The organism is Citrobacter sp. Cpo148, assembly GCF_030332375.1.
Lineage (GTDB): Bacteria > Pseudomonadota > Gammaproteobacteria > Enterobacterales > Enterobacteriaceae > Citrobacter > Citrobacter portucalensis.
The window spans coordinates 269,806-291,384 of sequence record NZ_JAOWHY010000040.1; the positions used below are offsets into that span (position 1 = coordinate 269,806).

The following is a 21,579-nucleotide window of genomic DNA, read 5'->3' on the forward strand; positions in this document are numbered from 1 at the left end:
TCGGTTAAATCATATGGTTATGCGCGTTCTGTTTGTTCTGTTGCTCCTGTTTTCTGGTGGCGTAGGTGCGGCCTTGCCCGCTCGCTATATGCAAACCACGGAGGATGCGGTGATCTGGGCGCATATTGGCAATAAGACGGAGACTGTCGGTAATTTACGCGCCGGACAGATTATTGCCGTTGAACCGGATGCAAAGGATTACTACACCTTCAACTTCGGTTTTGGCAAAGGCTACATCGACAAAGGGCACCTGGAACCTGTGCAGGGGCATCAGCGTGTGGAAGACGGCCTGGGTGACTTAAATAAACCGTTGAGTAACCAGAACCTGATTACCTGGAAAGATACCCCGGTCTATAACGCGCCGGACGTAGGCAGTGCGCCGTTTGGTACGCTGGCTGAGAATCTACGTTACCCGGTGCTCAGTCGGCTGAAAGACAGACTGAATCAGACCTGGTATCAGATTCGCATCGGCGAGCGGCTGGCCTATATCAGCGCGCTGGATGCCCAGCAGGATAACGGTATCCCGATTCTGACTTACCATCATATTCTGCGCGATGAAGAGAACACGCGTTTTCGTCATACCTCCACCACCACATCAGTGCGCGCGTTCAGTAACCAGATGACCTGGCTGCGAGATATGGGCTATACCACGCTGACGATGTATCAGTTAGAAGACTACCTCAATAATCGCGCAAACCTTCCGGCGCGTTCGGTCGTTATTACGTTTGATGATGGCCTGAAGTCCGTTAGCCGCTATGCGCATCCAGTCCTCAAGCAGTATGGCTTTAAGGCGACGGCGTTTATCATTAGCTCACGTATCAAGCGCCACCCACAGAAGTGGGATCCAAAATCGCTGCAGTTTATGAGTATTTCCGAGCTGGAAGGGATCAAAGACGTGTTCGACTTCCAGTCGCACACCCATTTCTTGCATCGGGTGGATGGCCAGCGACGACCAATTTTACTCAGCCGTAACTATCACAATATTCTGTTTGATTTTGAACACTCCCGTCGGGCGCTCGGGCAGTTTAATCCGCATGTGCTCTATCTTTCCTACCCGTTTGGCGGCTATAACGCGACGGCGGTGAAAGCGGCGCATGACGCTGGTTTTCATTTGGCGGTGACGACGGTGAAAGGGAAGGTGAAGCCTGGCGATAACCCGATGTTGCTAAAGCGGCTGTATATTCTGCGGACGGATTCGCTGGAAACAATGTCGCGGCTGATAGTCAATCAGCCGCAGGGGTAAGGGCTGTCAGGCGACCTGTACCGGAATGGCTTTTGCAGTACGTTTCATTTCGTTGTCGCCTTCGAAATAGGCCACTTTCGGACGCCATGTACGGGCTTCTTCGTCAGACATGGTGACGAAGCTGGCGATAATCACAATGTCGCCAACTTCAGCACAGTGCGCCGCTGCACCGTTCACCGAGATGATTCTGGAGCCGCGTTCAGCCGCAATGGCATAGGTTGAGAAACGTTTACCATTGGTCACGTTCCAGATATCAATAGCTTCATTTTCCAGAATACCTGAGGCATCAAGGAAATCCTGGTCGATGGCGCAGGAGCCTTCGTAATGCAGGTCCGCCTGCGTGACTTTTACGCGGTGGAGCTTGCCTTGCAGCATGGTGCGAATCATAACTTCTATACCCTGTCGTTTACCTTGGCTAAGCAGGCGCGACTGGCCTGCTTTGAGAAATCTTCAGGCAGTATTGCCCGATTTTTAACCCCTGTCTACTGGGCTAATGTAACGCTTTGATTATCGATCAGACGAGCCTGACCCAGCCATGCTGCGGCCAGAATCACCGCGCGTTTACTGGTTTCAGTCAACTCCAGCAGCGTGTCGGCATCACGAATCTGAATATCGTCGGCGCGGAAACCTTTTTCATTCAGTTCTTGTTCGGCAATGGTAATAATTTCTTGCAGCTCACGATTACCCGCAATCAGCTTTTCAGCGATACCGTTCATCACGTTGTGCAGGCCTGGCGCAATTTTACGCTGTTCTGCTGTTAGATAACCGTTACGTGAGCTGAGGGCCAGACCGTCTTTGGCGCGAATAATCGGTACGCCAACGATCTCAATGTCATAACCCATGTCCGCTACCATTTTGCGGATCAGCGCCAGCTGTTGGAAATCTTTTTCACCAAAGCAGGCGATATCGGGTTGGATCAGGTTAAACAACTTGCTGACGATAGTGGAAACACCACGGAAGTGGCCTGGACGGCTGGCGCCTTCCAGCATGGTAGAGAGGCCGGGAACATCAACGAAAGTCTGGCCTTCCAGACCCTGCGGGTAGATCTCTTCAACGGCCGGAGCAAAGACATAATCGACTTTACGCTTGTTCAGCTTTTCGCAATCTTCCTGCAGGGTACGCGGATAGCGCACCAGATCGTCTGGTCGGTCAAACTGCATCGGGTTAACGAAAATGCTGACGAACACCACATCAGCCCGCGCTTTTGCTTCATCGACCAGTTTCATATGGCCGTCGTGCAGGTTGCCCATGGTGGGAACCAGTGCGACGCGTTTGCCTTCCTGACGCAGACGACGAATATGCTGGCGTAGCAGCGGCAAGGTTTCAATGATTAACACGACAAGACTCCTTGAGTTGCCTGAGGTACCGTAGGCCGGATAAGACGCGTAGCGTCGTCATCCGGCACGGTCAGAAAATTAGTGGAAGCTGTGCTCTTCGCCCGGATAAACGCCGGACTCCACTTCAGCCATATACTGCCGCACTGCGGCGCGCATGTCGCCTGCTTCATTGAGGAAATTCTTCGCAAATTTCGGGATATGGCCACCGGTAATGCCAAAGGCATCATGCATGACGAGGATTTGTCCGTCGGTGACGTTACCGGCGCCGATACCAATCACCGGGATCGACAGCGCTTCAGTGACGCGCTTCGCCAGCTCAACCGGCACGCACTCCAGCACCAGCAACTGAGCGCCAGCGGCTTCTAAGGCCAGCGCATCATCCAGCAGTACCTGCCCGGCGTCGCCGCGGCCCTGAATTTTATAGCCGCCGAAGATATTCACCGACTGGGGCGTTAATCCCAGATGGCCGCAAACCGGCACCGCGCGTTCGGTGAGCATTTTCACCGTATCTACCAGCCAGGCGCCGCCTTCGATTTTGACCATATTAGCGCCCGCGCGCATGACCACCGCAGCGTTTTCAAACGCCTGCTTCGGAGTGGCATAAGCCATAAACGGTAGGTCGGAGAGCAGCAGACAATTCGGTGCGCCGCGACGCACGGCTCGGGTGTGGTAAGCAATGTCTTCAACGGTGACGGGCAGGGTGGAGTCGTGCCCCTGTACCGTCATGCCCAGTGAATCACCGACCAGCATCACGTTGATGCCTTCATCGGCAAACAGCTTAGCGAAGCTGTAGTCATAGGCGGTGATAGTCGCGAAGCGCTTTTTCTCTTGTTTGCATTTCTGCAACACAGCGATAGTGGTGGGTTTGCTCATAACCTCTCCGGCCATAATATTGATGAATATAATGGCCGCATTGTAGGGGAATGAAGCAGAAAAGCGTTAGCCCTTTGTGTGTATTCCCAGCAGCGAGAGCCGCCGGATTAACGCGCTTAGGGGTAGTCGATAGTGAAGCTGCCTGTCGCTTTGAACTCGCCGGGTTTGATGGTGTTGCTACCGTCTTGTTTCAGCGTTGCTCTGAAATTCAGAATCTGATCGGGGTTACCGATATTGCTATAGGTATAGTCTTCCATATTCGTAAACTTATAAACGGAGCTGGAGTTGTTTGGCATGATCGTCATCCAGTCGCTGATGCTTGCTGGATTCTTCTCGCCGGCAACCGTCACGCCAATACCGCTGGCGGCACCAGATGTTAAAGTATTACCCAATAATGCGTTGTCACTGCTGCCTGTTATTGTTGATCCTAACTTCACTTCGACATTCTTAATGTAGGTACAGTTACTTAATTTTATTGAAAAGTCTTTTGTCACACCGTCGCCTTTCAGTTCTTCTGCGTTGCGACTGCCAAAAGGCACGGTAGATCCTGAAACACCTTCACCTGTAACGGCAGTGGCGGTACATGTTGGGTAGTGAATCGTTATTGAACCTGGACTGATGACGTAATCAAGGTAGTGGTTGCCACCACCGATACTGGTGTCTGAAAGCTTAAATCGGAAGTTGTATCCGGTACTTGTTGGAAAGGTAACGTTAACTGCTGATGTGGTTGGCTTAAATGTATCATCAGCATAAAGATGGAATTTAATCCACAGAACAATTCCCCCCATTTCAAAATAACCTTTCTTCCATGCGATTGAATCACAGAAAGTGGAGAAATCTGCATAAGAGGTACTAATGAAATTCAGATCAAAGGACTTATAATCCGTACCACCGCCGTTCCAGTCAACCCAAAATGAACTCCCTGGATAATAGGCGGTGCCAAAGTTAATTTTGGTAATTTCCATACCAAGATACAAACCCGTAGTATTTGTTTTCCATAATGGATTGCCGCTATTATTTTTAATACCCGCACTCTGAAAACCATGATAAAGATTTACACTATGAACATCGTGGTTATAGTTACAATTAAGTCCATGCTTGGGATCAAATTCTGTCGCATTAGAAACAGCAAGTTCGCGTAATCCTGATTCTGTATGGGCGGCAACTGAAGGGAGCAGGTTCCATGAGAATGGAACTGAGTAGTCTTGTACATCTGCATATTCTGCACCTCCTTGATACGAGGTCGCTTGCCCAATATAGACAGACCAGGCATAAGCGTTGCTGGCTCCTAACCATAAAAATAGAGATGATATTAAAAGGACTATGTTTTTCTTCATGGCTAATTTCCCTATTAATGGTCGTTCCGAATTTTATTGGTAGGTGACATTGACAAGTACATGGCTACTTAATTGACCTGGCGTCACCGTGCCGCTATCAAGGATTTTTTGCATTCTGGAATAAAAGGTCCAGCTGGTATCGCTGTAGGACGTTGCACTAAAGGTTGCTCGCGATGTACCATCAGTATTCAACACATTCTTACGCGGGACGTCCGTGGTAAATATCACTACGCCGACGTTTTCTGCCCCACCTGCGCTCTTGGTGAGCTCGTTGGCAAACACCTGTTGATTGCCGATGGCAAACTGCCCGCTTTGCGGCGTGAACTCAAACGTCACCTTGGTTATTTCGTTATCACTGACAGGACAGCTCAACAGTTTGATGGAAAATATTTCACCACCTTCGTAATCAGATTCAGAGGTTATGCCAGGTACAAAATAACCGAGCCCTACTGTACGAAAAGTAACAGTACCGCCGTCACTAACCTCAATATTACACGTATTGTTAATAATGTTAGCTGTAAGATCTAACTCTATACTGGGGTGACAGGATAGCGAAAAAAGGGCTGCTGTCAGCCCTAAGTATAAAGATAAATAGAAATTTCTATGCAATGACATATTTACCCCAATATATTTTTTAGTAAATAGTTGTTCTATTTATATCAACTATTATTGGTATGTAATTGTCAAAGTCGTTGGCGATGTGAATGTACCAGCACCTATTTTACCCGAACCACTAACATCAAACAATCGAGCGCTTAGTTTATAGTCGAAGTTCGTATTTCCTTTCGCTGTAGATACATCAACTACCTGTGCGTTGGGTGTGTTACAAAGCAATTGCACGCTATCTGCACCAGATGGTTGTTCTGTTGTCCATAGCTCAAGTCCTATACTGGATGATGTTCCTCCAATATTTCGAAACCCTGGCCCGTTACTACCTGCGCAGGAGGTTCCAGACTTGCGGTCAAATTTGATAGTTGCTTTACTCTCTGGCAAACCAGCACAATTACTGAATCGAATTTTAAACGGTTTGGTATATGTTTTTGCTATAACTTGCGATGAAGTTACATCTCCCAGAGCGATGGTGTTGGTAGCAATATCACCATCCATAACCTGAGCAGAACATGTTCCCAATGTGACGGTCGTTTTTACTTTTAGCTCAAGGCTGCTGGTTTCAGCAGCATGCACTGTACCTATTGTTAATAGTGTGCTAAACAAGAGTGTGTTAGTTAGTTTTAGGCTCATGCTATTCGTCCTTGTTAATTATAGGTAAAGCTAAAAGTTGCTGAGGATTCAAAGTCACCAGGAGTCCCTTGTCCTTGCGTGATTTCACGTAATGCAACGGTCATGTCTAAGCCATTTGCAATATTATTGGCGTCCCATGTCACACTACTTGAACCATCTGGAGTAATAAACTCTGAATCCTCTGTATTAACAAGTTTAAATCCCATGCCAAGATTTTCTGCAGCGGTCGTATCGGTGAGCGTGTTTTTAATTAACTTACCGGAAATAGTCGTCCCCGTTATTTTGGTCACAATACTATTAAGGCCAGCACTGCATTCCGTCGCGACTAATTTAAAATCGGCTTGCGCAGCAGTCGTTGCATTTTCAATTTTATCCAGGCCGACATTAGGGATTGTTAAAGTGTATTTATCCCCACCATTGTCTGTAACACTCGAACCATTGAGTGCTGTTAATTTAATGTTACAGGTTGATGCTATTACCGTAGCAGTAAAGTCGACGTTGATAGATTCTGCGTGACTGGCTAGCGGAAATATCATCGCAAGTACGGAGGCAGCTAAAAAGCGCTTATTCCTTTTCATTGGGGATTCCATTTGTATTGTGGTTAATGACACGACACGTAATGTTGTCTAACAGTAGGGTCTGGCTGGTGCCGACCGTTTGTTGCGTTGCTGGCAACAGGAAGGTTGCCGTACAGGTTGCGGGTTGGTTATTTTCAAACCAGCGCACCGTAAGTTCGCCGTTATCGCTAATACCGCGGACAAAAGCCTGGCCGCCCTGGCCCATATTGCCGATCTGTACATTGTTCTCATAAACTTCGGCGCCGAATGGGATCGTCTGGTGATCGCTGCGCGTCATGTTGAGAATGGCTGAACGTCCTTCATCGGTTTCGAAACTGGCGAAAACGACCGCACCATCGCGTGGTACCAGTGTGGTGCTGGTGCTCTTCAGCTCGACGTCGTTATCCATCGTATCGATGTCGAGATTGACCTGGTTTTCCCGGTAGGCCGTCAGTGAGTTCGTTGCGCCATAACCCCAGCGATCAATTGTGCTGCTTCCACCGTTAATCCGAGCGCCTTTAGCGCCAGGCGCTTTCACCAGCACAATGGCATCGCTGTTGCCAAAGTTGTCGTTGGTAAACGTTAAGCCACCGCTGTGCAACACAAAACCGCCGTCAGTGGAGAGCGAATACTGACGGTTACTGTCGTTATTCGCCGAGGCGGATGCTGAAAGATCTCCCCATGGGGACTGATAGCTGGTATATCCACCAATATCGGAGATGTTTTTCCCCTCTTTTTGCATGGTGTAGCCTGTATTCACGCTGTAGTTCAGCTTATTGTCTTCGCTGCTGCCGCTACTGTTCATGCTGATCTGGTGCCCACCGTTAAAATCGGTACGCATCTGGGTGCTCAAGTTGCTGAACCCTGAGCGGCGACGTTCACCACCCAGCAGGTTCTCCAGCGGAATATTGAAGTTGATATAAAGCGAATCATCCTTTTCGCCTTCTTCATCCCAGGTGCGCTGCAGGTTGATACTCATGCTGCCCCAGGAAAATCCTTTGCCATAACCCAGGCTGTAATCGCTGCGGCTCTCGTTGCTTGCCCAGTAGTCGGTCCAGGTGGCTGACAGATAAAATGAACCGTAATCAACCTCAGCGGACTGCAAAGGTTGGTTCATGCTGACGGTGACCTGATTCTTCATACGCGAGAAGTTATTCATGGTATTGCGTTCAGCGTCAGTACCTTTGAATTTGGCATCGTCGATTAGCTCTAGCGCGTCATTCAGGCCCAGGTAGTCTCGCGTCGAGTAGCGATAGGCCGCGACGTTGAACGACGTATCGGTCGCTTCAATCAGTTTGTTCCAGGTCAAGCGATAGCTTTGGCCTTGATAGGTATCGTCGTCAGGGATATCTGCGCGTGAATGGGTAACGTCAACCGCCAGTGCGCCAAAGGGTGTATTCAGACCCAGACCGAGGAGTCCAGCGAAATAGTCGTTGTCCGTTGCCTGAATACCGGTGTAGGCCGTCAGAAAGTTGTTCAGACCGTAGTAGTATGAGCCCTGCGCCAGGTTTGGTTTGTCATGAAGTTCGTCGTTATTGACTTCCCCGACGCTCACGTCCCAGCGTCCGACGCCCGGGCGCTGCATCTGCATGACCGAAGAAAACGGCTGGGAGAAAGTACGTTTACTGCCATCAGCTTCTTCGATGGTGACGATCAGGTCGCTACCGTAGCCGGAAGGGCTGATATCGTTGATCTCGAAAGGTCCCGGCGGAACGGTCGCTTCATAAATCTTATAACTGCCCTGAGTCACGGTCACTTTGGCGTTAGTGTTGGCGACGCCGCGGATAATAGGCGCATAGTTAGCCAACTGTGAAGGCAGCATACGCGTGTCGCTATACAGACGTGCCCCGCGGATGTTCACCGAGTCAAAGGTTTCGCCAGTGGTATAGGCTTCGCCGACAATCAGCTGTGAGCGTAGTGCCGGGAGGTCGCGCTGCAGATAACGGTTCTGGTATTCGAAATTGCTGCCGCCGTCCTTCGCCCAGTTGTAGTTACCACTGGCACGAAGACGCCATGCACCGAGATTGATGCCCGTATTAAATGCAGCATACAAGCTATCGCTGTCAGTATCGTGGTTGGTGCTGTGGTAGCCGTTAAGGGTATAGGAAAACAGGGCTGCCGGGATGCCGCTTTCCCACAAGGAGGGCTCGACATAGCCAGAATAACCTTTAATGAGCCACGCCTGAGGAACGGAGATATCCAGGCGCTGCTCACCCATATCAAAGCTTACGTTTGACTGCTCGATAAGTGCAGGTAGGTTTAAGCAGTCATCCCCATCTTCATCACCTTTTTTCAGAATAGCGTGTTCGTTGCCGATCTCAGGCTGCTTAATGTGCAGCTGTGCCAGATTCTTCGACGTCAGGCAGGCTTGCGCGCTATTTTTACCAACATCAACAAAGGGAAGGGTCAGGCTTGCTACTGATTTCTCGTTGACGAAAACTTTCACACTGTAGGTTCCCGCTGGCGTAGGGTTGCCGTCGGAATATTTACTGATATCGATACTAGCCGCGCTACTTCCCATTAAAAATGAGCTGTCGTACTCGACGCTTTCTGCGGCAAAACCGGGCTGGCTGTAAAGCAGTGCACAGCACATCGCCAGTAGCGTTTTTTTCGGCATCGATTCGGTATAAGGAAAGTTTTGCACCGTCTTTTGCATCCTGCGTTTTGATTAATCGATTACAGTGAAACAGAGCCTTCGATCATGCCGCCATAATCGTTAATGGCGTGGTAGTCCAGTTTGCCTGATACGGTATTTTGTAGACCTTTGACGTTAAAAGAGGCATTGCTCAAAGGCGCAACCATGGTGGCATCAACGGTATAGCGCTTCCCGCCAACCGTAACGACAGCATCATTAAATGAAACGTAGTAAGGTGTTGGGTTATTAACCTTTAGCGTCGTATGACCTTGTTCATTCCCCATCTGCCACTTCAACTGTTTGGTGGCTTCTGCAGGCGAACCCTGTAAACCGGCAGGGCGGTAAAACAGTTTGATACGAGTGCGGAAAGCTAACTGCAGCAAACTTTTGTTTTCTTCTTTGTTGGCGTCTGCTTTTGGCGGTACTTCCAGCACGTTAAACCAGAACACGCTTTCACGGTCTTTTGGCAATGCTGTGGTTTGGGTAAACATTACTTTCACGGATTGACCGTGCTTTGGTTCTATACGTGAAACGGGAGGAGTGGAGACGAATGGGGCCTTAATACTGCCTGGATCGGCATTATCATTCCCGAGATCAATCCAGTTTTGCACCAGCAGCGGTCGGGTACCTTTATTTTCCAGGCGGATACTGACATCTTTTTTATTTTCATCATAAATGATGCGCGTGCCGGAAATGATAATATCGGCATGACTGGTATTACTCAATAAGCTTCCTGCTAGTACCAATGTGGTAAGCGTTTTCTTAAAATTCAACATGAGCATTCCTTGCCAGTGGATGATTTGGTGTTCTTAATTTAAGAAACGAGGTGCGATAGTAATCGTAATTCTCACCTCGTTATTACAAGCTGTGTTAATGACAAACGGTGTAATAATTCCGGTTAATGCTATTAACGCGCTTTTTTGTATACTTATTTCATCAGTAAAGCGTTAATGCTTACTGATAAGTAAAGGTATACATTGCGTTAGTGGTAACGTGACCTGGGGTTACGTCATCACTCAGTACTGCTTTCACATAGGAAGCTACAAAGTGGTAGGTAGCGATTTTGCTGGCATCGAAGGTGGCTTCGTGAACATCTGCACCGTCAACTTTCATCAGCGTTTTGGTGTCTGCATCGTGAATCGCGATGTTTACGTTCTTCGCAGCAGCCATACCGGCGGCAGTCAGGTTGGTGTCGTTATCCAGCGTGCCTTTGGTGTTACCAAAAGAAGAGACCATTGACAGACTGGCCTTAGTTCCGGTGGTCACTTCGGATGCATCTTTACAGTTCAGAACGATGGAGAAAGGTTCTGCTTTTGCGCCGTAAGTAGCATCAGCGACTTCAGTGGTGATATCCGCCGGGGTTGCGGTTTCCAGATAGATGTTGCCATCAGTGGATTCATCACCACGGCTGGTGGAAACGACTTTAGAACAGGTTGTAGCACTGACTAAACCGTGAAAATTAAGCTGACCGCCTTCTGCATCCGCTGCCATTGCTGAAGTTGAGCCCATTGCCATAACCATAGCTGCTGCCAAAATTGCTTTTTTCATTACTGTATCCTTACAGGATTTGAAATATTAGATAATTACTACTTTGCTATATTAAATAGCAGGGGCATATTCTAGCGGTTAGTAATGTTTTGTAAAATAACTTGGGTCTATGGGTTTTATAAAATCATTTTATTTTAAAATTATTGTAGGAGGGCTTTTTTTGTTTTTTGAAATATATTTTTATGGGATATAGGTTTGTGTGATAAAGCGCAAGGAACAAACAACTACTGGTCTTTAATAATAATTGTTTTGCATGGATGATGTCTGAGTAGTATGTGTTAATTAGATTTACTGAAAGGAAAATGTAGTTTAATTAATTTGAGTGAGACTTTTCATAATTAATTTATTATATAACGCGGTTACCATTGCGCCGGACGAGGAGTGGTTTGCTGGATGAAAAACGCAAGGGGTTGTTTATCGTCTGGAAAGATAAGATCCGGCGCGATTTCAGCGAGCGGCCACAGCATAAAACCACGGTTTTTCATGTCGTAGTGCGGTACGGTCAAACGTTCGGTGTTAATCACTTCATCGCCAAACAGCATAATGTCGAGGTCCAGCGTTCGTGGTCCCCAGCGTTCGGCTTTGCGCACCCGGCCCTGCTGTAACTCAATGCGTTGGGTGTGATTGAGTAATTCTTCCGGCGCAAGGGTGGTTTCCAGTGCGACGGCGGCGTTCAGGTAATCGGGTTGATCTTGTGGGCCCAATGGTGGCGTACGGTAAAATGAGGAGACAGCCACGATTCGGCTGTCAGGGATTTCCCCGATCGCTTTCACGGCAGCATTAACCTGCTCCAGAGGGGAGGCTAAATTACTGCCGAGGGCGATATATACCCGTCGTTTTTCAAGCTGCATCTGTGTCACCACCTTGATGCGACTCGAAATTTGTTGGGTATACGTGATAGGTCATGCGGAGCCTTCACGGCGTGGCGCGCGTTTACGCGGGCGACGATGGCGACGACGTGCGTCTGGCTCTTCATCCAGTTCGTTCAGCATGCCTTTTTGTTCTGGCGGCGCAGAAACCTGGAATTCACCCCACCATTTCGCCAGTCGCTGCAATTCCGCGTTGTGTTCGACTTCAGCACGCAGCGCTAACAGGTCGTAAGCTGCGCGGAACTTTGGATGCTCCATCAGCTTCCAGGCGCGTTTACCCTGGCGACGGGACATACGTAACTGCAACTGCCAGATATCGCGGGTCAGTGAGGTCAGACGTTTCGGGATCGCCAGCGAGCGGCAGGCTTCGTCCAGCACGTCGTTCATTGCCAGCGCGAAAGCGTCGTAATAGGCCAGACCGCTTTCTTGCGCAATTTTCTGTGCGGCTTCCAGTAACGGATACCAGAACATGGCAGCAAACAAGAACGCCGGGTTAACGCGCATATCATTGTGAATGCGGTTATCGGTATTCTTCAGTACCTGGGCAATGATGCGTTCCATTGGGCTGTCACCGTCTTCGGTGAAGTAGCGCGTAATGGTTGGGAACAGCGGTTGGAACAGGCTGTACTCACGCAGTTTTTTATAGGTTTCGTACCCATAGCCCGCCTGTAACAGCTTGAGCGCTTCTTCAAACAGGCGTGCAGGAGGAATATCGTTAAGCAAGGTTGCCAGACGTGGGATTGGCTCTGCGGTTTCCGGGCTGATACGCATGTCGAGCTTGGCGGCAAAGCGTACGGCGCGCAGCATGCGCACAGGATCTTCGCGATAGCGCGTTTCCGGATTACCGATAAGGCGAATGATGCCCTCTTCGAGATCCTGCATTCCCCCAACGTAATCACGTACGGTGAAATCGGCCACGCTGTAATACAGGCTGTTAATCGTGAAATCACGACGCTGTGCATCTTCTTCGATGGAGCCGAAGATGTTGTCACGCAGCAGCATACCGTTTTGCCCGCGCTGCGATGTTGTGCGATCGGATTCGCTGCCTTCATGATGGCCGCGGAACGTCGCCACTTCGATAATTTCAGGGCCGAACATGACATGGGCCAGACGGAAACGGCGACCAACCAGGCGACAGTTACGAAACAGTTTGCGCACCTGATCCGGCGTTGCGTTAGTGGTGACATCAAAATCTTTCGGTTTTTTGCCCAGCAAAAGATCGCGTACACCACCGCCAACCAGCCATGCCTCGTATCCGGCCTTATTGAGCCTGTACATTACCTTCAGGGCATTTTCACTGATATCTTTGCGGGAGATAGAGTGCTGCTCACGCGGAATTACCGTCATATGTGGACGGGCGACGGCGAGCTCAGCCTCGCGCTCCTCGCGGCTTAGCACCTTGCGGCAAAAATTAGCGACTCGGGTAAAAATAGTGCACCTCGGTAGTGTCAAACTTCAATCAGAACAAGTGTTGCTGTGTAAAAATAGCGGCTAATCATAGCTCAGCATGATGCATTTGAGAATGCCGGATTTAAGATCGCCGATTCAGGCACCGTTGTCAGACGCCAATTCTCAACGGCAAACTCCAGGATCTGATCAACCTGCATATCCTGCCACGGGATATCGGCACGCTGGCCGAGAAAGCGCAGCGCGGCAATAATCACCGGACGCGGATCGCCTTGCGGCAGCGCAGGTGCATGATTTTGTTTTGAAAGTTTAGCGCCTTGTTCGTTGAGCGCCAGCGGAAGATGAATATAGTCAGGTGCTTGCCAGCCAAACTGCTGATACAAAGAGATTTGCCGCACCGTGGGTTCGATAAGATCGGCACCGCGTACAATCTCTGTTACGCCCTGAAAGTGGTCATCAACCACCACGGCGAGGTTATAGGCAAACAGCCCGTCGCGACGGTGAATGATAAAATCTTCGCCTGCAAGCTGCGGGTCTGCCTGAATTTCACCGCGCAGTTGGTCAGTAAACTGCATCACCGGGTGACGTTGCTTTATGCGGACAGCCGCCTGCTCTGGTCCGAGGCGTAACTCACGGCAGTGGCCGTCATAAATACCGCCGACGCTTTGAATACGCGCCCGCGTACAGGTGCAGTAATAGCTCAGATCCTGTTGATGTAACCAGGCGAGCGCCTCGCGGTAGGCATCATGACGTTGGGATTGCCATAAAATATCGCCATCCCAGTGCAGTCCGTAATGTTCCAGCTGACGCAGAATCGTATCTGCAGCACCGGGAACTTCACGAGGGGGGTCAATATCTTCAATGCGCACTCGCCAGATTCCACGCCGGGCACGAGCCTGCAGGTAACTCCCGAGGGCGGCAATTAGTGAGCCGAAATGCAGTTCGCCGGAAGGGGAAGGGGCGAAGCGGCCAATATAGTGTGAATCGCTCATTTTGCGGACTAACAAATAATAAGGCGGGAGAAGCTCCCGCCTGTAGTAAACGTGGTAAAAATGACCGGAATTAACCTGCCATTTGTTTTTCGCGGATTTCTGCCAGCGTTTTACAGTCGATGCACAGATCGGCTGTCGGACGCGCTTCCAGACGGCGAATACCAATTTCTACGCCGCATGATTCGCAGTAGCCGAAATCTTCGTCTTCTACTTTCTTCAGCGTCTTCTCGATCTTTTTGATCAGTTTGCGCTCACGGTCACGGTTACGCAGCTCAAGGCTGAATTCTTCTTCCTGTGCGGCGCGGTCCACCGGATCAGGGAAGTTAGCCGCTTCGTCTTGCATATGAGTTACGGTGCGATCGACTTCATCCCTAAGTTGATTGCGCCATGCCTCAAGAATACGCCTGAAGTGCGACAGCTGGGCTTCGTTCATATACTCTTCGCCCGGTTTCTCCTGGTACGGCTCCACCCCAGCGATGGCGAGAATACTCAGGGACGATGTTTTACGGTTTTGCCCTTCTTGCATGTTGCTTCTCCTTAACACGCACTATCGATCCCCATGTTCGGGGGAAAAATCAGGTCGCTATAAATAGCAGATGCTTTTCCGGATAGCAATTATCTAAACGTAACACTTGACAACCCTGTGAGGAAAAGCGTATTTGCCCACGCGCCCAGAATACTAATTGACCAGATATTTACACCATTACAAGGTAATGGGCAACGGCTCTTTAAGAGTCATACCGTGGGCAGAAAGTTCCGCTTTATAAACCAGAATTTCAACCCCCTTAAGCTGTGCTTCAACTAATAATTGCGCATATTTTGCATCGATATGGCGCGCGGGTGAAAACCGTGTAATGGCTGAATGTAGCACGGCGAAAAATATCACTGCCCGCTTGCCTTCAGCCGCTACGCTCATCAATTCCCGAAGATGCTTCTGACCTCGTTCAGTGATGGCATCGGGAAAATAACCCTGCTCTTTTTCCGCCAACGTGACTGATTTCACTTCAATATAGCAGTCAGGTCGGGAATCTGCCTGTAACAAAAAGTCGATGCGGCTCCCTTCGGCGCCGTATTTTACTTCACTTTTCAAAGTACTGTAGCCTGAAACTTCCGAAATTAACGTCTGCTGAATCGCCTCTTTCGTTAATCTGTTGGCCCACAGCGTGTTAACACAAATAAATTCACCGGATTGGGTTTGCGTTAATTCCCAGGTATGTGGATATTTGCGTTTAGTATTTTCTGATGTCGAATACCAAACGGTGTCACCTGGCATTGCGCATCCGGTCATTGCACCGGTATTTGGGCAGTGTAGCGTTAACGCTGTGCCATCGGGTGTGATCACATCCGCTAAAAAGCGCTTATAGCGCTGGATGAGCGTTGCAGGTTGTAAAGGTGGAGAAAATTGCATAAGCAGTCCCTTTAATTATTCAGTCAGCGTCCAGCGTTGCAGCGGCGTATAACGCGTGCGTCCTCGTGAAAATGAGGAGGAGTAAAGTGCGAACTCCGTTACCGGAAATGACCAGCCAAAGCCCGGTGGAGGGATTGGAACCGCGTGACCGGCATCGCGCAGCAGCGTGATATGCGGGTGAAACGGCTGCGGGCTTTGATAGCACCCGCTACGCGCTGCCTGCGCCCGTAGCATATTCGCCAGTTGCAGCAACCCGCGCGGCGGCTGACGCATACCCAGCCACACGACCCTGGAGCGCAGCCATTGCCCGGCATCATCGAATTTGAGCGTGAAACCTGGCTGGCGAATACGCCCCGCGAGCTGCGACAGCGCCTGTTGCTTCTCAGCGCTGACGTCGCCTAAAAAGGCCAGCGTCAGATGCAGATTATCAGCCGCGACGGGGCGACCCGCTTCAGGGGGGAACTGCGCGGCCCGCCAGTGGATTAGCTGCTCCCGAACCCCGGCTGGCAATTCAATCGCAAAGAACAGCCTTTTTGGCTCAGACATGATGGATACTCGGTTATGAATTAACGCGATGCTACAATGCAGCGCGAAGAATGTTAACCCTCTGGAGCCATTTGTGACGTCGTTGCCCGTTGCCGCCGTAGTGCCTGAACTGCTTACCGCCCTTGATGCCTCGCCGCAGGTTCTGCTGACGGCGCCGACCGGTGCCGGGAAATCGACCTGGCTGCCGTTGCGACTTCTTGAGCATCGCGGTATTACGGGGCGGATTATTTTGCTGGAGCCGCGCCGCCTGGCAGCGCGCAATGTGGCGCAACGATTAGCGGAATTGCTGAACGAAAAGCCTGGTGAAACCGTGGGCTATCGCATGCGCGCACAAAGTTGCGTAGGGCCGCAGACCCGGCTGGAAGTGGTAACAGAGGGCGTCCTGACGCGGATGATCCAACGCGATCCTGAACTGACAGGCGTCGGGCTGGTGATCCTCGACGAATTTCACGAACGGAGTTTACAGGCTGATCTGGCGCTGGCGCTATTGCTGGATGTACAGCAAGGGCTGCGGGACGATCTGAAACTGTTGATTATGTCCGCCACTCTGGATAACGGGCGTTTGCAGCAGATGTTGCCCGATGCGCCGACGATCGTTTCTGAAGGCCGCGCATTTCCCGTTGAGCGGCGGTATCTGCCGTTGGCGGCGCATTTGCGTTTTGATGAAGCGGTGGCGATAGCGACGGCGGAGCTATTGCGCCATGAAAGCGGGTCACTGCTGCTATTTTTACCGGGTGTGGGCGAAATCCTGCGTGTACAGGAGCAGCTGGCTACGCGTGTAGGCAGCGATGTTGTGCTGTGTCCACTGTACGGCGCGTTAACGCTTTCCGAGCAGCGTCAGGCGATTGTGCCCGCGCCGCAAGGCAAACGCAAAGTGGTGCTGGCCACCAATATTGCTGAAACCAGCTTGACGATCGAAGGCATCCGGCTGGTGGTGGACTGCGCCCAGGAACGCGTGGCGCGCTATGACGTGCGTACCGGTCTGACGCGACTGATTACCCAGCGCATCAGCCAGGCTTCGATGACTCAGCGCGCGGGACGTGCGGGTCGTCTGGAGCCCGGTATTTGCCTGCATCTGCTTGCCAAAGAGCAGGCAGAAAGAGCGGCAGCGCAGGGGGAAGCGGAGATATTGCAGAGCGATCTGTCCGGGCTACTGATGGAGTTGCTGCAATGGGGATGTACCGAACCTGGGCAACTGAACTGGCTGGATACGCCGCCCGCCATCAACCTGCAGGCGGCAAAACGGCTGTTGCAGATGCTGGGCGCGCTTGAGGGCGACAGGCTCAGTGCCCGCGGGCAGAAAATGGCGGCATTGGGTAACGATCCTCGTTTAGCGGCGATGCTGGTCGGTGCCAAAAATAATACCGAAGCGGCTACGGCGGCAAAACTGGCCGCGATTCTGGAAGAGCCGCCGCGCGGTGGAAGTACCGATCTGACCGTGGCGTTTTCACGAAATCAGCCCGCCTGGCAGCAGCGCAGTCAACAGTTGCTGAAACGGCTTAACGTTAGCAGCGGGCAGCCCGACAGCACGCTGCTCCCCTCATTGCTGGCGCGGGCGTTTGCCGATCGGATCGCGCGTCGACGCGGACAGGAAGGGCGCTATCAACTGGCGAATGGCATGGGCGCCATGCTGGATGCCGATGATGCTTCAGGACGCCATGAATGGCTGATAGCGCCACTTTTGTTGCAGGGCAGCGCTTCGCCAGACGCGCGTATTTTGCTGGCTCTGCCGCTGGATATCGAGTCGCTGATGCAGGCATGTCCTGAGCTGCTGCAACAGTCCGACACCATCGAATGGGATGAAACCCAGGGAACGTTAAAGGCATTGCGTCGGTCGCGCATTGGTCAGCTCACGGTAAAAGTACAGCCATTGGCCAAACCCTCGGAAGAGGAGTTGCATCAGGCGATGTTGAATGGCATTCGCGATAAAGGGCTAAGTGTGCTCAACTGGACGCCGGAAGCCGAGCAGTTTCGACTGCGTCTGCAATGTGCGGCAAACTGGTTGCCAGAATACGACTGGCCCGCGGTAGATGAGGATTCTCTGCTGGCGTCGCTGGAGACCTGGCTGCTGCCGCACATGAGCGGTGTGCACTCGTTACGCGCATTAAAAGCACTCAATGTGGGACAGGCGTTGCGCGGTTTACTGGACTGGTCAATGTTGCAACGTCTGGATAGTGAGCTGCCTGCGCATTACACTGTGCCGACGGGAAGCCGGATTGCTATTCGCTATCATGAGGATAATCCTCCAGTATTGGCGGTTCGGATGCAGGAAATGTTTGGTGAAGCAAAAAACCCAACCATTGCCCAGGGGCGCGTGCCGCTGGTGCTGGAGTTGCTGTCGCCGGCCCAAAGACCGCTACAGGTGACGAGCGATCTGAGCGCGTTCTGGCAGGGATCGTACCGCGAGGTGCAAAAAGAGATGAAAGGGCGTTATCCCAAACATGTCTGGCCGGACGATCCGGCGAATACCGCGCCAACGCGGCGCACCAAAAAGTATTCGTAATGTAACTGTAGGCCGGATAAGGCGTTATGCCGCATCCGGCGAAAGAACGGTAATAATTGAGAGATTTCTTCTTCTGTCGCAGGACGGAAGAACAGAGAATCGGGCCCTTGCGCCTGAATGTTGCGGAGAAAAAGCATGGCGGGGAATGACCGCGAGCCAATTGGACGTAAAGGAAAACCCTCGCGTCCGGTGAAACAAAAGGTGAGCCGTCGTCAACTCAGAGATGATGAGTATGACGACGATTATGATGATGATGACTATGAGGATGAAGAACCGATGCCGCGTAAGGGTAAAGGCAAAGGGCGTAAGCCTCGTGGTAAGCGCGGCTGGTTCTGGCTGCTGGTAAAACTGTCGATTGTCTTTTTGGTGCTGATTGCCATTTACGGCGTTTATCTGGACCAAAAAATCCGTAGCCGTATTGATGGCAAAGTCTGGCAGCTTCCTGCGGCAGTTTATGGCCGTATGGTTAACCTTGAGCCAGAAATGCCTATCGGCAAAAACGAGATGGTGAAGCTGCTGGAGGCCACGCAGTATCGTCAGGTGACGAAGATGACGCGTCCGGGCGAATTTACCGTGCAGGCGAAGAGCATCGAGATGATTCGCCGTCCGTTTGACTTCCCGGACAGTAAAGAAGGGCAGGTGCGTGCGCGTCTGACCTTTGACGGCGATCATCTGGATACCATCGAGAATATGGATAACAACCGCCAGTTCGGTTTTTTCCGTCTCGATCCGCGTCTGATCACCATGCTCTCTTCACCTAACGGTGAGCAGCGCCTGTTTGTTCCGCGTAGCGGCTTCCCGGATCTGCTGGTGGACACGCTGCTGGCGACCGAAGACCGTCACTTCTATGAGCATGACGGTATCAGTCTCTATTCCATTGGTCGTGCGGTGCTGGCGAACCTGACGGCGGGTCGTACGGTACAGGGGGCCAGTACGCTGACTCAGCAGCTGGTGAAAAACCTGTTCCTGTCCAGCGAACGTTCCTACTGGCGTAAGGCCAACGAAGCCTATATGGCGCTGATCATGGATGCGCGTTACAGCAAAGACCGCATTCTTGAGCTGTACATGAACGAAGTCTATCTCGGCCAAAGCGGTGATAACGAGATTCGCGGCTTCCCGCTGGCGAGCCTTTATTATTTCGGTCGTCCGGTAGAAGAGCTGAGCCTCGACCAGCAGGCGCTGCTGGTGGGGATGGTTAAAGGGGCGTCGATCTACAACCCGTGGCGTAACCCGAAACTGGCGCTGGAGCGTCGTAACCTGGTTCTGCGTCTTCTGCAACAGCAGCAGATTATCGACCAGGATCTGTATGACATGCTGAGTGCGCGTCCGTTAGGCGTACAGCCGCGTGGTGGGGTGATCTCCCCGCAGCCTGCCTTTATGCAGATGGTGCGTCAGGAGCTCCAGGCGAAGCTGGGCGATAAAGTTAAAGATCTCTCCGGCGTGAAGATTTTCACCACCTTTGATTCCGTGGCGCAGGATGCCGCAGAAAAAGCGGCGGTGGAAGGCATTCCGGTACTGAAGAAACAGCGTAAGCTGAGCGATCTGGAAACCGCGATTGTGGTCGTTGACCGCTTTAGTGGTGAAGTTCGCGCCATGGTCGGCGGAGCAGAACCGCAGTTTGCGGGCTATAACCGTGCGATGCAGGCGCGTCGTTCGATTGGTTCTCTGGCCAAGCCTGCGACCTATCTGACCGCGCTCAGCCAGCCGAAACTGTACCGCCTGAATACCTGGATTGCCGACGCGCCGATTGCACTGCGTCAGCCGAACGGCCAGGTGTGGTCACCGCAGAACGATGACCGTCGCTATAGCGAAAGCGGTAAAGTGATGCTGGTGGATGCGTTAACGCGTTCAATGAACGTGCCAACGGTAAATCTGGGGATGGCGCTGGGCCTGCCTGCTGTAACCGATACCTGGTTGAAGCTGGGGGCGCCGAAAGATCAGCTTAACCCGGTTCCGGCCATGCTGCTGGGGGCGTTGAACCTGACGCCAATCGAAGTGGCGCAGGCATTCCAGACTATCGCCAGCGGCGGGAACCGCGCGCCGCTGTCGGCGCTGCGTTCGGTGATTGCCGAAGATGGAACCGTACTGTACCAGAGTTTCCCACAGGCCGAGCGTGCCGTTCCGGCGCAGGCAGCGTATATGACGCTGTGGACTATGCAGCAGGTGGTTCAGCGTGGTACGGGTCGCCAGCTTGGCGCGAAGTATCCGGGTCTGCATCTGGCAGGGAAAACCGGGACCACCAACAACAACGTGGATACCTGGTTTGCCGGGATCGACGGCAGCCAGGTGACCATCACCTGGGTGGGCCGCGATAACAACCAGCCAACCAAGCTGTACGGTGCCAGCGGCGCGATGTCGATTTATCAGCGTTATCTGGCCAACCAGACGCCAACACCGCTGGTGTTGACGCCGCCGGAGGATGTGGTGGATATGGGCGTAGACTACGACGGTAACTTCGTTTGTAGCGGCGGGATGCGCACGCTTCCTGTATGGACCACCGATCCGGATTCACTGTGTCAGCAAGGTGAGATGCTGCAGCAGTCGGGCAATCCGTTCGATCAATCTTCTCAGCAGCCGCAGCAACAGCAGCCTCAACAGCAGCAACCGCCGCAGCAAGAGAAGAAGGACGGCGATGGCGTAGCCGGTTGGATTAAAGAGATGTTTGGTAGTAATTAATTCAGTAATAAATTAGACCTAAACACCCGCTATTAGCGGGTGTTTTTATTTCTGGGTAAAATGAGTTTTATTTTTCCATGATGTAATTGTATTGATTTAATTTTAATTAAGAACAGATTAAGTAAAATAAATGTTTGCAAAAAACATTGGAAATTAAATAGTTAACTTCTTTTATGATGTGTGAAAAATTGCAGGCTATAGACAGTCTCTCCGGTGGTTTGATTTAATCCGCGAGTGAACACTATACACGATTCATTGTATTGATTTGATGAAGGGATTTCAGAAGATCATGTTTTTTGCATATCTTTATTCTTTTCTCTCCGTGCTCACCCTCAATATTTCTCGCCAGTAATTTATTATTGGCAATGGGACTTTGTCATTCAATCGTTCTGATTAAGGGATTCTA

19 protein-coding genes are annotated in these 21,579 nt (G+C 51.3%); 3 read left to right on the forward strand and 16 right to left on the reverse strand.

From position 1 onward, the window contains the following. Positions 1 to 13 precede the first annotated feature (13 nt). Positions 14 to 1,243, forward strand: a complete 1,230-nt coding sequence (locus OGY10_RS05490) for a polysaccharide deacetylase family protein (RefSeq protein ID WP_286576413.1) — start codon at positions 14 to 16, stop codon at positions 1,241 to 1,243. Positions 1,244 to 1,249: 6 nt separating this feature from the next. Here the strand turns inward: OGY10_RS05490 and panD are convergent, their stop codons facing one another. The 16 genes from panD to thpR all read right to left on the reverse strand — a co-directional run bounded on the left by panD (position 1,250) and on the right by thpR (position 15,994). Next, positions 1,250 to 1,630 carry an aspartate 1-decarboxylase gene (panD, locus tag OGY10_RS05495; protein ID WP_000621526.1) on the reverse strand — a complete coding sequence of 127 codons (381 nt, stop codon included), beginning with the start codon at positions 1,628 to 1,630 and terminating at the stop codon, positions 1,250 to 1,252. Positions 1,631 to 1,725: 95 nt separating this feature from the next. Further along, positions 1,726 to 2,580 carry a pantoate--beta-alanine ligase gene (gene panC / locus OGY10_RS05500; protein ID WP_008786233.1) on the reverse strand — a complete coding sequence of 285 codons (855 nt, stop codon included), beginning with the start codon at positions 2,578 to 2,580 and terminating at the stop codon, positions 1,726 to 1,728. 78 nt (positions 2,581 to 2,658) lie between these two features. Continuing rightward, positions 2,659 to 3,453: a 3-methyl-2-oxobutanoate hydroxymethyltransferase gene (panB, locus tag OGY10_RS05505; protein ID WP_048236117.1), complete on the reverse strand. Its 795-nt coding sequence runs from the start codon at positions 3,451 to 3,453 to the stop codon at positions 2,659 to 2,661. A 116-nt stretch (positions 3,454 to 3,569) separates the two neighbouring features. Beyond that, the gene (locus OGY10_RS05510; protein WP_153687605.1) at positions 3,570 to 4,790 is read right to left on the reverse strand and encodes a fimbrial protein; all 1,221 of its coding nucleotides are present in this window, start codon (positions 4,788 to 4,790) and stop codon (positions 3,570 to 3,572) included. Positions 4,791 to 4,823: 33 nt separating this feature from the next. Next, positions 4,824 to 5,405, reverse strand: coding sequence for a fimbrial-like protein (locus OGY10_RS05515; RefSeq protein ID WP_008786236.1), 582 nt, complete (start codon positions 5,403 to 5,405; stop codon positions 4,824 to 4,826). Between the two features lie 51 nt (positions 5,406 to 5,456). Then, entirely contained in the window at positions 5,457 to 6,032 is a 576-nt protein-coding gene (locus tag OGY10_RS05520) for a fimbrial protein (protein ID WP_008786237.1), read from the reverse strand. A gap of 14 nt (positions 6,033 to 6,046) precedes the next feature. Beyond that, on the reverse strand, positions 6,047 to 6,610 hold the full coding sequence (locus tag OGY10_RS05525; RefSeq protein WP_008786238.1) for a fimbrial protein: 564 nt from the start codon (positions 6,608 to 6,610) through the stop codon (positions 6,047 to 6,049). Beyond that, positions 6,597 to 9,206 carry an outer membrane usher protein gene (locus OGY10_RS05530; RefSeq protein ID WP_286576429.1) on the reverse strand — a complete coding sequence of 870 codons (2,610 nt, stop codon included), beginning with the start codon at positions 9,204 to 9,206 and terminating at the stop codon, positions 6,597 to 6,599. The genes OGY10_RS05525 and OGY10_RS05530 overlap by 14 nt, the downstream gene beginning before the upstream one ends. 59 nt (positions 9,207 to 9,265) lie before the next feature. Then, positions 9,266 to 10,000 carry a fimbrial chaperone gene (locus tag OGY10_RS05535; RefSeq protein WP_008786240.1) on the reverse strand — a complete coding sequence of 245 codons (735 nt, stop codon included), beginning with the start codon at positions 9,998 to 10,000 and terminating at the stop codon, positions 9,266 to 9,268. Between the two features lie 178 nt (positions 10,001 to 10,178). Continuing rightward, complete coding sequence (locus OGY10_RS05540; RefSeq protein WP_071446612.1) at positions 10,179 to 10,772, reverse strand: fimbrial protein; 594 nt, start codon at positions 10,770 to 10,772, stop codon at positions 10,179 to 10,181. A 359-nt stretch (positions 10,773 to 11,131) separates the two neighbouring features. Beyond that, positions 11,132 to 11,623 carry a 2-amino-4-hydroxy-6-hydroxymethyldihydropteridine diphosphokinase gene (gene folK / locus OGY10_RS05545; RefSeq protein ID WP_008786242.1) on the reverse strand — a complete coding sequence of 164 codons (492 nt, stop codon included), beginning with the start codon at positions 11,621 to 11,623 and terminating at the stop codon, positions 11,132 to 11,134. 51 nt (positions 11,624 to 11,674) lie between these two features. Then, entirely contained in the window at positions 11,675 to 13,072 is a 1,398-nt protein-coding gene (pcnB, locus tag OGY10_RS05550) for a polynucleotide adenylyltransferase PcnB (RefSeq protein ID WP_204192014.1), read from the reverse strand. A 71-nt stretch (positions 13,073 to 13,143) separates the two neighbouring features. Beyond that, positions 13,144 to 14,040 carry a tRNA glutamyl-Q(34) synthetase GluQRS gene (gluQRS, locus tag OGY10_RS05555; protein ID WP_071446613.1) on the reverse strand — a complete coding sequence of 299 codons (897 nt, stop codon included), beginning with the start codon at positions 14,038 to 14,040 and terminating at the stop codon, positions 13,144 to 13,146. A gap of 70 nt (positions 14,041 to 14,110) precedes the next feature. Beyond that, on the reverse strand, positions 14,111 to 14,566 hold the full coding sequence (dksA, locus tag OGY10_RS05560) for an RNA polymerase-binding protein DksA (RefSeq protein WP_003829221.1): 456 nt from the start codon (positions 14,564 to 14,566) through the stop codon (positions 14,111 to 14,113). A gap of 177 nt (positions 14,567 to 14,743) precedes the next feature. Continuing rightward, positions 14,744 to 15,448 carry a DNA/RNA nuclease SfsA gene (gene sfsA / locus OGY10_RS05565; RefSeq protein WP_286576416.1) on the reverse strand — a complete coding sequence of 235 codons (705 nt, stop codon included), beginning with the start codon at positions 15,446 to 15,448 and terminating at the stop codon, positions 14,744 to 14,746. Between the two features lie 15 nt (positions 15,449 to 15,463). Beyond that, on the reverse strand, positions 15,464 to 15,994 hold the full coding sequence (gene thpR / locus OGY10_RS05570) for an RNA 2',3'-cyclic phosphodiesterase (RefSeq protein ID WP_032942390.1): 531 nt from the start codon (positions 15,992 to 15,994) through the stop codon (positions 15,464 to 15,466). A 73-nt stretch (positions 15,995 to 16,067) separates the two neighbouring features. Here thpR and hrpB point away from each other — a divergent pair, with 73 nt between their 5' ends. Together hrpB and mrcB are read left to right on the forward strand one after the other, a co-directional pair. Beyond that, on the forward strand, positions 16,068 to 18,497 hold the full coding sequence (hrpB, locus tag OGY10_RS05575) for an ATP-dependent helicase HrpB (protein WP_286576418.1): 2,430 nt from the start codon (positions 16,068 to 16,070) through the stop codon (positions 18,495 to 18,497). 135 nt (positions 18,498 to 18,632) lie between these two features. Then, the gene (gene mrcB / locus OGY10_RS05580; RefSeq protein ID WP_008786249.1) at positions 18,633 to 21,173 is read left to right on the forward strand and encodes a bifunctional glycosyl transferase/transpeptidase; all 2,541 of its coding nucleotides are present in this window, start codon (positions 18,633 to 18,635) and stop codon (positions 21,171 to 21,173) included. The last annotated feature ends 406 nt before the right edge of the window (positions 21,174 to 21,579 follow it).